The organism is Micromonospora sp. RP3T, from assembly GCF_003027925.1.
In the GTDB taxonomy this organism is placed as follows: Bacteria; Actinomycetota; Actinomycetes; order Mycobacteriales; family Micromonosporaceae; genus Micromonospora.
This window is the reverse complement of the sequence record NZ_PYPS01000047.1, coordinates 42,357-53,733: the sequence shown is the minus strand read 5'-3', so window position 1 is coordinate 53,733 and position 11,377 is coordinate 42,357. Positions and strand designations below refer to the sequence as shown.

The following is an 11,377-nucleotide window of genomic DNA, read 5'->3' as shown; positions in this document are numbered from 1 at the left end:
ATCAACCGCCTCAAACGCCACCGCTCCGTGGCCACCCGCTTCGACAAACTCGCCGTGCGCTACGCGGCCACCGTGCACGTCGCCGCCATCAACGAATGGCTGTGACCGACTTCGACACAGGCCCTAGGCGCGGGACAGCCCGGGAGTGTTCGACCGGGTCGGGTCCGTCTTCGGCTTCAGCGCGTGCTCCACCTTCCAGTCCGCGCGGATCTTCTCCTCACCCCGGCCGGGAAAGCGCCGGCTCTCCAACCGGAGCCGCTCGTCGTACAGCCGGACCCTCTCCTTGACCAACCGCCGGTACTCCTTGTCCGCCGCCACAGCCGTGGCAATCACCGCATCGATCTGCTCAGGCAGCCTGGCCGCGTCGACGGCGTCCAGCACGGCGATGGCGTCGGTGCCGGTGTCGACCGTGTATTCCTCGCCGTCCTCGTCGAGGACAGTCTTCTACGCGGGGGCGTGTCCGCCTCGCCATGCCGCCTTGTCCTCTGCGGCGATCGGCAGCCCAAGGTGCACCTGCCGCCCGGGGGGCCACTGCGGCGGCGAGCGCTAGTTCTGCGTCCGCGCCGGCCATCGGGCAGCGCCATCCGGGTGCCGAGCCGCAGCCGGTCTCGCGGTCTGTCCTTTGCGCCCGGGCCCGCGTCGGCCAGTGGTGTCGCGGTCAGGGTGATCAGTCGATCACGCTCGACGAATGGGGAGGTATCGGCGCGACCAGCTTCAACCGTGCTAGCGATACGGGCGGCGCGGGCTCAAGCCGAAGCCGACCGGAATCCGAGCGCCGGGGCAGTCCATAAAGTCTTGTGTGCATACAAGTGCCGCCGAAGCCGACCAGCACCTAGAGACGGGCCGCGGCACGCCAGCGTGTGGCCCGCCTGGGCAACGTCGCCGCTCGCCCGGGGCCGCTGCTCCCAATCTGCTCCCAATTCAAGGGGCAATAGGTCAGGAGCCGTCACCGGCGTTTCCGGTTACGGGCCCCTGACCTGCCTATATTCATCGTGGGCAATACTGGGATCGAACCAGTGACCTCTTCGGTGTGAAGCAGGACGCCGCACCCACTCTGACTAGCGGAAACGAGAAGCCACAGGCAGGGGTGGGTGCAGTTGCGTGCAGCCAGATGCCGTTCCGTGCGGTTGAGGGCCGTTCAGTGCACCCTGTTGCTCCCAACCTGCTCCCCCGATCCCGGGCCCGTGACCGGGTTGCTGCAGCCAGGCTGGAACGGCGTCCTACAGGTCGTTCGTCCGAGATCGTGGCCGCTTACCCGAGCGGCCTTGGCTGGCGTCGGCGCCCGGCCAGCGACCGTGAGGCTCAGTCGCTCCCGACCCGCTCCCACGGCCCGCTCGTCAACCGGACGTGCTCAGGAATGCCACGCCTTATCAGCGGCATGAGCGTGCACCTCACCTGAGGTAGCTTCTGCGGATGCCTCATGATCCGTTGCAGGACATGCCCGCCGAATCTCGCGCGGAACTGACGGCGGCTGTCTGCGCTGCCATCGACATCGATCCGGCTACTGCAGAGGACATCATCCGCTCGACTGAGCCATTTTGGGACGCGATGGAACGAGCCGGTGGCCTCGTGGACTCGTGGGGTGGCGGCGAGTTCTGTTACGTCCTGCCAAGGGTCTTGTCGTTCATCCGGCAGACCGCCAATCCGTAGCGCAATCGGCGATCCCCCCGCCCTGTCATCGGCGCGACCGGACGGCACCTGACTCATGCAATCGTGACGCTGCGCGGCGCACGGTCCGCGGCAGACGAGTGGCTCCGGCCGTGGACATCTGCGTGACCGGCTGCAGTACCGTCATGCCGTGCATTTCGTGTATCGCTCCCACTACGAGGGCCAGTTGAGCAAGCGGGTCCGGCGGCTGCCGGACGAGACCGTGCTGAATTGGTTCCGGCGAGGCTGGGACTGCGACGATCCGGAGTCCTGGGTCGAGAGCGAGCTGGGCGGTGACGTCTACGGCCTCGATTCGGTCTTCGAGGCGGCTCGGAAGCACGGCCTGTCTCGGCCGGCAACGACCAGCGAGCTGCGCGAGCTCCTGCATGAGCACTTGTACGTCGAGGGTGACGAGGACTTCATCCGCCTCGACGATCACAGCCTTCGGGTACGGACCGATGACGACGAGGTGGAACTGGCCTACTTCTTCCTCGATGACGAGGTGGTCGCGGCCGCCCCCGACCGGTTGGCATACCTGTTCCAGTCGTGGCCGTTGCCTGCTGGGGAAGGTGAGTTGACGTCGCTCGCCGCCGATGTGCCGGTAACAGTCGTTACGCCCGCCAGTACCGGTAACGCCAGCACGTACGCGGTGTTCCTCACGTTCTACGACGGCGAAAGCCTCGCCCGCGCCCAGCCGCTGGTATTCCCGGGGGTCGGGTTGTGGGAACTGGCCGGACATCTCCGGACCGCGGACCCCGACAGCGGTGCAGCATGGCCACCCGAGCTGCTGGTCCTGCGAGCGCTCATCGCGCCCGAAGAAGACGCCATCACCCCGGCGCTGGACCGGTGTAACAGATGGCCCGGCTTCAACCTCAACGCCGAACCGTGGCCCAACCTGCCGAAGGAGCACGGCGCCGCCCACGGCGAAGCCATGGCGCTTCTCACAACGGGCCGATATGTCGACGGCCGACGCCCCGATGCATCGCGCATCAAGGTCGATGAACATCTCGCCCAAGTCACTATGCACTGTGGTCAGTCGTTCGGGTACCAGCAGTGGTTCCTGTTCGACACCGTGTGGGCGGCCGCTCACCCGGACCTGGCCCAATCACTGCTGCGCTACAGCAACCACTGGGATCCACTCGAGGACTGAAAGCAGCCGAGCCATCAGCTCCGATCGTCAGGACGAGCGAACGCTGATCGGGCGTGCGGCCAGCGGCATATCCGCGTAGCTGATCAACGTGTCGCTTCGCGCTTCTCGAGCCACCTACGCACTGCGGCAAGGTCGGCGTCGGCCAGTCCGTGGATCGGATCGACGCGGTGCAGCAGCGCCGGCTGCGAATGGTGCGCGGCAACCCAACGCCGATCGGCGTCCGTGATCTCATCATCGAGCCAAACGAACGCACGTCCGGCCGCCCACCGCGCCAGGTGCACAGTCTTCCAATGCACATCGCGCCCCGCGTCCTCGTCGTCGTCAGGCCAGTCCACGACCGCAAGCACCGGAAGGCCAAGCCGCGGCGCGACGACCTCGTTCGCCTCCGCCATCCACGTGCTCGCCCAAACCAACTCGCCCGGCAGCGCAAGCAGACTCCCGCCATCAGCTGGATCAAGCCGATCCAGCAGCGGATTGCCAAAGCCGCCAGCAGCGTCACCTACCCTGCTGCTGAAACGGCGTGCGCCCGTCGACCGGGCCCGGAACGGGATGAGCACACCATCGACATCGACAAAGATCAACGGTCGCGCAGCGCCGACAAGCACCCTGAAACCGTACCCGCAGGCCACCGACGAGCCGGGACGCCACCCGACCCCATCGACGGCAACGCTCCACAGCGGCGCGAAGAGCATGACAGTGAGCCGGGATGCGCCGTGTTGATCAACCAGCATGGCCCACCGCGGTAACCTGTCCAGATGAGCCGCGACTTCGCATTGATCCTGCGTGGCCTCATGGCAAACCGCCGTCTCACTCCACAAGTGATGAGCCGTGCCTCTGGCCGAGCTGAAGCGACGATCCGGCAACTCATCAGTGGTGCTATCCCGCCAAGCGTGGAAGTTCTCCAAGACATTGCGCCCGCGATGCAACTGCCGGTAGCCGACCTCTTGGTGATCGCGGGGCTGTCGGTCGACGATGTCTCCCCGAGGGGTGGGCCTTACGAAGCGAGCCAGGAGATCGGCAGCTTGGTAGCTGTCGCCAGCTGGCTTTCATCGGATCAGGTCCGACAGTTGACCACGAGTGCGATGGGACTCAGATCGGGCGTTCTTGATCAGGATGGTGCTCGACAGCGGTAACGCCGAGGTGACCGAACGCGCGCCCGATCAGCGGCAGATCCGCGCACTGCGACACTATGCAGATAATCTGGCCACAGTGGGGCGTAGCCGAGACCAACCGGGAGTCGTCACCGGTGGCCACCCATCCAGTGCAACTGCGTACAGGTCTCTCAGGGACGTTGACCGGACCGGTACGGGAGCACTCCGCATCCGCCAGCCAAGCGAGCGCCGTGGAAGTGGCTCGATGACGGGCCGCGCGCTTCATATGCGTCGTTCGGGTTGCTCGTCTTCTTCGGCGCGCGCAGGATCGAGGATCTTTCGAAGATCCGCAACTGCGTCTTCGCCGAGCAGCGCGGGGGCATTCTGCAGTATAAGCTGGACGCTCTGCGTCAATGCCAGGGTGGCGCTGTCCAGTTCCGGTATATCGCCGCCGTCTTCTATCCGCGCATTGCGTACGATCGCCATCTGCTGCTCGCTGAAAAGACGGGCAGCCAGCGCCGCGACGATTCGTTGCCGCGCTTCCGCCCGGCTCATACCCGCCTTGTACGCCTCGATACCGGCAGCCACATCATGCGACGCGTCCGTGGACGTAACCCTCACCACCACACCGGTTTCCACCGGCGCAGCGTCTGCTGGTGCGGCTTCCACCGGCTTGCCCTGTTTTCGAGTCAGCCTGTTCCACGTTGATGACGCGGTTGACCCGACAGCTGAGCCGGCCGACACCGCCGCGGCGCCAACCGATACTGCGGCCGAACCCACGGCGGACCCGGCCGACACGGCAGCCGCGCCGACAGCGGAGCCAGCCGACGCCACAGCCGACCCGATAGCGGAGCCAACCGATACCGCAGCCGAGCCCACGGCAGAGCCAGCCGACGCCACAGCCGACCCGACAGCCGGAACGGCCGACGCTACCGCCGAGGTGGCGGCCGGGACGGCGGTTTCGGCCACCCACTTTTCGACGTGCGGCTTCGCCGCTTCCAGGACCTTCAGCGTCACCGCGACAGCAACCTCAAGAGCAACCTCGCGTAGGAAGTTCTCGAGTTCATTGCGTTCCCGCGGTACCGACTGGCAGAACTCCTCCCCGTCGATCGGGCGGAGAGTGACGTGACCCAGGTTGTTCGTGCCGCCGTCACGGGTCAACGGGCTGAAGGAACCGGGCTTCTTCGCCGATCGGGACAGATGCGCCCCGTCCTCATAGTCGACCCACATCTTCTCGGAAGGCATCCGCCACCCCCGCAGCACGTTCCACGGCGCCGCCACCCCCACGCCGCGGCACATCGAGCCGCATCCTCTCAGAAGCACCGCGGACCAGGGCATCGGACGAGATCTGCAAAGCTTCGCCCACTCCGGCGATTGCCACCTCGATGACAATCGAGCAGGACAGCACTCCTGCCGCCAGCAGGCCAAGTCGCAGAACTCGGTCCGACCACCCCAGTAATACGGCAGAACAATTAGGAAGTGGACCTTGGGTCCCGAGCGCTCCACGCTTCAACGGGTCGGCGGTATCCGCTCATCGGCATGAGCGGATACCGCCGACCCATGAGGCGGAGTCTTCGGCGCTGAGGCTTTCGGGCACGCCGAAGAGGTCTCCGAGCAACACGCCCTGGTCAGGACGGTTCGCCACTGACCGTGTCGGAACCGATGGCGCCGAGCCCGTCCGGCCGCCCACGGGTCGCTCGTGGAACCGAGGGCGGCCGAGCGCTACGTGCGGGTTCAGGAATGCACACCGGTGCAGAATATCGGCTCGGACGGAACGAGTGGCTTGTCCGAGCACGCTTCGAACGAGTCCCCGGCCTGCCGCTTGCCGAGCAGGGACGACCAGCGGGACTCGCCAGGTCTGACCCCGAAGCGCAGTTCCACTGTGCCGTCTGAGCCGTAGCGTCGCAGGATGAGATCAACAGAAGAAGTCACGGTCCCGCCCGAACTGTAGCTCATCTTCGCCCAGTATGCCTGGCAGCCGGCCGAGTAGAGCAGCACGACCCGTTTGCCGACCTCGCTGACGTCGCCCACCTCGCGGGCGCCCGCGGTGTCGCAGTCCTGGATGTCTGGCCACTCCCGATCGCAGCTCCCGGCGTAGCACCTCGCGGTGGCCCATGCCTGGGCGTTGCTGTAGTTGCATCCCCACAGTTGGAGGTCGACTCCCTGGCTGAAGTTGCTACTCGGCACGTCGAGGCAGACGTTCGAGTCGTCGAACGGCTTGATGAAGTACTGCTGCTGGCTGTAACGAGGAAGATTCCACAGCTGGCTCACCGTTCCGTTGCAGTTCTGGACCTCGACCCGGTCGCCCCAACCGTTACCGGTGCGGCCCAGGCAGAGCCACCGGTCGTACCCTGGGTGTAGGTATTGCCCGCCTCCGGACGCGGCCTCCTGGAACCAGACCTGGTTCGAGCCGAGGTGGTCGCCGTACAGCTGCACCGCGGCGCCGTCTCCGCCGGATCTGCTGGCGTCAATTACCAGGTCATAGTTGCCGCCCGAGTGGAACGTCCAGCGGGACCAGTTTCCGTTGGCCGGGTCGAACGGTGGGGCAGCCTGCGCGGCGGTGGGAATCACGATGGCCACGGTCAGTGCGGTCAGTACCGCGGCGGCGAGGGCCAGGGTGTGGCGGAGTCTTCGCATGGTGTCCTCCTGGACAGTTGGTGGGAGCGTCCGCGGAATCAGCAGACGTAGAAGGTCGAGGGCTTGTCGGCGGGATTGCCGGCGATCACCGGAATGGTGAGGTAGGGGTCGCCGAGGATCATCAGCGAACCGGTGGAGCTGTAGACGCTGCTGTCGACCGAGCACGCGGTGTACATCCCGCCGAGCACGGCTCCCTCGATGATTTGGTTCTCCTTCTTCGGGGCCCAGTTGACGCGGCTTGAGCTCTCCGAGTCGTAGCGATCGAACGGGTCCCAGGCGGCACCGAACTCACTGGAGAAGAAGGGGTACTCATCGCACTGATAATCGGTCGGCCTCGTGTTCATGCTGCAGCCGTTCGGTTTGTACTGCGCCTTGTTGTACCAGTCTCCCCGGACCACCCATCGTTCCCGCGTTTCCCTGCTGGTGTAATTGAGGTGCACCCACCAGGGCAGCCGCTCGATCGCCTCAGCGTCGGTGCGCGCCGGCCGGTCCGCGTCCCTGGTAGTCACCACCAGCATCGGCTCGGTCATGCACGGATCGCCCAGCACGCCGCCGATCTTGGTCAGGTCCAGGCAGCGCTGTGCGATCTCCAGGGCCTGCGCCGCCGAGACGATCCAGCGTTGGCCGCCGGTGGGGTCATCCGGCCTGGGGGTCTTGGTGGCGACGTAGTCGAGGATCCGCCGCTGCACGGTGGCTGCGGAACCGGTGCCGCGCAGGGCCAGGTTCACCACGTCGGCGAGTTGGGTCTGCCCGGCCAGTGTCGGGTGGTAGCTGGCCTTGCACGGGGTCTCCAGGCCGCTGCCGTTGGTGCAGGCGGGGATCCCGGCGTTCACCCACGGGGTGGTGGCGCCGCTGCAGGTCCAGTTCTGGTGGCTGTCGCGCCACCGCTGGGTAACGTTGACGAAGCGGATGTCGACGCCCTCGTCGTGAACCTCGGAGATCGCATGGGCGATAGTGGTGTTGAGCAGGTCCGCGAGGGTGTTCAGGAACTGTGCCTCGTCGGTGGAGATGCCCTGGCAGTTCCAGTAGCTCTGGCGGTCCTCGAACAGTTGCGGATAGCCGAGGACGGTGATTGTCGCGTTCGGCGCGCTGTTGTGAACCGCCCGGTAGGCGGCCTTCAGGTGCGTGGGCAACCACTCCCGCATGAGCTTCTTCTCGTACACCCGCAGCGGTTCCGGGTCGACGACCTCGTTGGCCCGGGTGAGCTTGTGCCCGTCGGTGTAGCAGTCATCCAGGGACGCGACGCAGCTTCGGACGACCTCGGCGAACCGGGCGTCGTTGCCGCCGATCGTCAACGTGACGTGCGTGGTGTCCTGGTCGAGCCAGCCCTGTTCGACCTGCGGCAGTTCGCCGTACTGGAACTCCCCGGCGAACCCGAAGTCGCCGGGCGCCCAGCCCCAGTCGGTGTGGCCGTCGAGGTCGCTCTGCTTCGGCGGATTGTTGTAGGCGACCCTGGTGACGTTCGTGGTCAGCGCCCCGGAACAGGCGAGGAACGCGAACGATGCGGTGCCGTCGGCAGCCTCCTGGGCGATCGTGGCGCTGTGCCCGGGAAGCTTGACCTGGGTGGGGTAGGCCCCGGACACCGACCGGTGGCAGGCACTCACCGAGGTGTTGTCGGACCGCCGGTAGTCACTGTTGGCGTGGAACGGCCCCAGTCCCTCCCCGGAGCTGTACGAGTCGCCCAGGGCGACGTACTGCGAGGTCGGGGCGGTGGTCGGGATGAACGCCATCGCGTCGAAGACGACCGTGTCGGCGCCGATGCCGTCGGCGGTGCGGGTGCTCAGGGTGACGCCCGGGACGCCGTCGAACTTGAAGACGCCGAGGTCGACCCAGGTGTGTGCCTGCCATGCCTGGTTGACCACCCGGAACCGGCGTTGCCCGTTGCCGAGGTCGATGTCGTAGCGGGCCTGCCGGGTCCATGCCCCGACGTCGGGGATGAACACCTTGAGCCGCATCCACTGGTGCTGCGCCGCGGACAGCCGCCAGGTGCCCTGGACCCGTAGCTTGCTCTCGAATCCGCTGGGTTGGTAGTTCGGGCCCCGGGTGAACGACGAGTAGAAGTGGCCGTTGAATCCGGCGCCGAACTGGTGGAAGTCGACCTTCGACGGGAACCTGCCGTTGCCGTCGGCGCCGAAGTTCAGCGAGAACGTACCGCCCTCGGTGAAGCTCGCCGCGCAGCCCGGCCGGACGGACGGGACGCTTCTGGGCACGTCGTCCACGACCAGGGCCGTGCTGGGCAGCCCGGACACGTCGCAGCGCGGCGGGTACGAGGTCCCGTCTTCCTGGTAGGCGTATCCGGGGTTGAAGCGCAGCAGCTCGATGCCGCAGGTGGCCGGGCAGTCGGTCTTCCACACCGCCGGCTTGTGGTACCAGCATTTCAGGTCGTACTGTCCGCTGGCGTTGCGGTGTGCACATGGCCCCGCGGGTTCACCGGACACGTCGGGGTCGGTGGGCTGGTAGGAGCCACCTGGTACGCAGTCGTTCGTGGCGTCGCAGAACTTGGTGGCGGGCGGTTTGACGTTGGTGCGGTTGATCGGGCCCTGGATGTCGCCGCCGTTCCAGATGGCGGGGCGGAATGCCGGCACGAGCGTGTTTGGTCCCTCCGGCAGTTCGATCGGGTGGCCCGCGAAGCCGAGCACCTTCTCCTGGTAGGGCCAGTACAGCGGGTGCGCGGCGTCGGCCATGGTCTTGTCCAGGAAGGCGTCGCGGTTGGCCGGGTAGTTCGGGTTGACCGGGTTGTTGAGCCAGCCCACCCCCCACGGTGACCCGTCGCCGGCGTCGGGGTGGAACCCGGAGTTGTACGCCCAGATCGCGAAGAACCAGTTCTCGATGAATTTCGGGTCGCCGTTGTTGACGTACATGCCGGCGGCTCTGGTCTGGTTCCACTTGGTGATCAGCAGCTTCAGCCCCGCGGCGACGTTGGCGGCGAAGTCCAGCGCGACGGCCCGCTGGGTCTGGTACGGCAGCGCCGCCGGGCTGTCGCCCTCCCGCCCGGCCAGCCGCATCCCGTCGGTGATCTGCATAACGCCGTAACCGCAGTCGGCCTTGTCCCAGCGAACGTCCCAGTCGTTCGCGGTGTCGTCGTCGTAGATCTCCCGGCCGTAGAAGTTGCCGATCAGCGGGTTCGCCGTCATTCCGGGCAGCGCACGGCCGGTGGTCTGCCACAGGTTCGACTCCTGCGCGGCGATACCGAGCAGGACCTGGGGCGGCACGTAGCCGCCGCCGTAGAGGTCCCCGGGCGGAAACAGCCCTTGCGGGGTGTAGGCGGGCATGCCCAGGTTCTTCCAGTTCGCCTCGCGCCGCACGGTCAGCGCACCGGTGACGGCTTGGTCGACGGCCCACTCCACCTGCCGGGGCTTGGGTTGCAGAGCCTGGTTGCGTGGGTCGTTGCGCGGCACCGAACAGGTCCGTTCGGCCTCCACCGGATCGGTCGGTGATCCGCCGTCGGCCAGGGCCCGGGGCTGCTGTCCATCCCGGTTCTTCGACGGCGCAGCGGCCGGGGTCAAGGTCGGATGCGGGCGGCTGCCGGTACGGGCGTGGTCCAGGTTCTGGGCGCCAGGAGTGACCGTGAACGTGGCCTGCCTGCCCGTGGCGCGGATCCGCAGCGTGAGGTCGGCGGCGCGGTCCGCCCGCGGGTCCGCAGGGCGGTCGCGGGGATCGGCTGCGCCGGCCGGCGCCACGGACGCGAGCACGGCTGCGCCTCGGGTGGAGACCGCCGCGTCCTTGGGTGCGTCGGCCAGCGCCGTCACCGCGCCGGTGGGTCCGGCCGGGGTTCGTTTCGCGGTGCCTGGCGCCTGGGCGGTGGCCGGCCGTGCGGTGCCGGTGACATAGGCGTGTCCCACCGCGTCGCGGGTCAGGTCCAGACCGGTCAGTGGGCCGCTGAACAGGGTCCGGGCCGGTTTGCCTGCGGCCGCGCGGACCGCCGCCGGGTCGAGGTGCGCGACCAACGCCGTGTCGCCGGCCCGGTCGAGGAACGCGACGCCGCCGCCGGCCGTCGCGGTGAGCCGGAACGGCACGGCCCGGGTCCTGGCGAGAGTGGTACGCCGCCCGCCGGCGGTGATCCGGATCAGCCGGTTCCGGTCCGCCGCCACGATCGTCGTGCCGACCGGTACGGCGGAGGTCACCTGCCCGTCCAGGACGGTCGGCCGCGCCATGACCCGCCCGGTCACGGCGTCGACAGGCACCAGCCGGGTACGCGTGCTCTCGCCTGCCGCCTGGGTGAAGACGGCGGTCTCGGCGATGCCGCAGCCAGGGCTGTAGTAGGCAAGCGTGGACAGCGTCGAGAGTTTCCGCACGGCTCCGCTGTCGAGATCCACCACGGCCGTGAACGCGCCGCGCGAGAACAGGTTCGCGTCGTTGGTGAAGGTCCGTGGCGCGTACGCGACCACCAGCCGGCGCCCGGACCCGGTCACGCAGGCGTTGCCGATCCACCGGTCGGTCTCGAAGCCCGGCTCGGTGAGGGTCGTCGCGGTCCGCCAGGTGTAGCCCTCGGCGGCCTTCGCGACGAGCACGTGCAGCCCGGTGGCATCGCCGGACAGCGCCCAGGCGCGGTCCTTCGAGGTACGCCAGCCGACGCCGAGCAGGCTGTTTCGCTGGTCGGGTCTGATCTGCGGTGGCGGGGACGGTGGCGGCACCGCAGCCCCGGAAGACGCCGCCGCCGTGGGTGTCGCCACGGTGGCCGCAGCGGCGGAGCCGGGCGGCACCTGGGCGGAAAGCAGGAGAAGGAGAACGCTGAAGAAGCCGGCGATGACGCGATGGGGTACGGACATGACGAAGCCTCTCGGTGCTGATCATGCAGCAACAGGTGTGCCACTGGCTGGGGTGCCGGATCGTCCGACGTGCGCGGAGGCTG

Annotated in this window: 8 protein-coding genes and 1 pseudogene; 4 read left to right on the top strand and 5 right to left on the bottom strand. The window is 67.6% G+C overall.

What is annotated here, in order from left to right; genetic code table 11:
* Window positions 1-105 (top strand): annotated as a pseudogene (locus C8054_RS28295) (IS5/IS1182 family transposase); the annotation flags it as partial.
* Between the two features lie 18 nt (window positions 106-123).
* On the opposite strand, the gene C8054_RS28290 reads toward C8054_RS28295, so the two are convergent.
* A complete protein-coding gene (locus C8054_RS28290; RefSeq protein WP_146180001.1) occupies window positions 124-333 on the bottom strand; it encodes a hypothetical protein in 210 nt (69 codons plus the stop codon).
* Window positions 334-1,413: 1,080 nt separating this feature from the next.
* Here C8054_RS28290 and C8054_RS28285 point away from each other — a divergent pair.
* Window positions 1,414-1,650, top strand: a complete 237-nt coding sequence (locus tag C8054_RS28285; RefSeq protein ID WP_107162202.1) for a hypothetical protein — start codon at window positions 1,414-1,416, stop codon at window positions 1,648-1,650.
* A 148-nt stretch (window positions 1,651-1,798) separates the two neighbouring features.
* Window positions 1,799-2,797 carry a hypothetical protein gene (locus C8054_RS28280; protein ID WP_107162201.1) on the top strand — a complete coding sequence of 333 codons (999 nt, stop codon included), beginning with the start codon at window positions 1,799-1,801 and terminating at the stop codon, window positions 2,795-2,797.
* Between the two features lie 83 nt (window positions 2,798-2,880).
* Here the strand turns inward: C8054_RS28280 and C8054_RS28275 are convergent, their stop codons facing one another.
* Entirely contained in the window at window positions 2,881-3,378 is a 498-nt protein-coding gene (locus C8054_RS28275) for an HAD domain-containing protein (protein WP_306766835.1), read from the bottom strand.
* 174 nt (window positions 3,379-3,552) lie between these two features.
* On the opposite strand from C8054_RS28275, the gene C8054_RS28270 reads away from it, so the two are divergent.
* On the top strand, window positions 3,553-3,930 hold the full coding sequence (locus C8054_RS28270) for a helix-turn-helix domain-containing protein (RefSeq protein WP_107162200.1): 378 nt from the start codon (window positions 3,553-3,555) through the stop codon (window positions 3,928-3,930).
* 240 nt (window positions 3,931-4,170) lie between these two features.
* Here the strand turns inward: C8054_RS28270 and C8054_RS28265 are convergent, their stop codons facing one another.
* The 3 genes from C8054_RS28265 to C8054_RS28255 all read right to left on the bottom strand — a co-directional run bounded on the left by C8054_RS28265 (window position 4,171) and on the right by C8054_RS28255 (window position 11,294).
* Window positions 4,171-5,133 (bottom strand): hypothetical protein, encoded by a 963-nt coding sequence (locus C8054_RS28265; protein WP_146180000.1) that lies wholly within the window; start codon window positions 5,131-5,133, stop codon window positions 4,171-4,173.
* A gap of 489 nt (window positions 5,134-5,622) precedes the next feature.
* Complete coding sequence (locus C8054_RS28260) at window positions 5,623-6,525, bottom strand: DUF2690 domain-containing protein (RefSeq protein ID WP_107162198.1); 903 nt, start codon at window positions 6,523-6,525, stop codon at window positions 5,623-5,625.
* Between the two features lie 38 nt (window positions 6,526-6,563).
* On the bottom strand, window positions 6,564-11,294 hold the full coding sequence (locus tag C8054_RS28255; RefSeq protein WP_107162197.1) for an SGNH/GDSL hydrolase family protein: 4,731 nt from the start codon (window positions 11,292-11,294) through the stop codon (window positions 6,564-6,566).
* Window positions 11,295-11,377: the final 83 nt, after the last annotated feature.